Below are 233 nucleotides of genomic sequence, written 5' to 3' on the forward strand. Positions count from 1 at the left end.
GGCGGCATAACCCTTGACCGTCTCGATCAGGTTCGGGATCAGGTCGGCGCGGCGCTTGAGTTGGACGTCGATGCCCGACCAGGCTTCTTCCGCCATCTGCCGCGCGCGAACCAGGCCGTTGTAGACGAAGACGAGATAGAGCGCGACCAGAACGATGACGCCAAGCGCAATATACATCGCGAATCCCCCGCAGCGAAGTAAAGTTGAGGCGGAGACTAAGCGGTTTTGCCGGC

Annotated in this window: 1 protein-coding gene; it reads right to left on the reverse strand. The window is 60.9% G+C overall.

Annotated elements, in window-relative coordinates; genetic code table 11:
• Positions 1–177 (reverse strand): LemA family protein (locus EOD29_RS35310; RefSeq protein WP_164764117.1); only part of this gene is annotated, 177 nt, incomplete at its 3' end.
• Positions 178–233 lie beyond the last annotated feature (56 nt).

This window comes from Mesorhizobium sp. M1A.T.Ca.IN.004.03.1.1 (assembly GCF_003997555.1).
Taxonomy (GTDB): domain Bacteria; phylum Pseudomonadota; class Alphaproteobacteria; order Rhizobiales; family Rhizobiaceae; genus Mesorhizobium.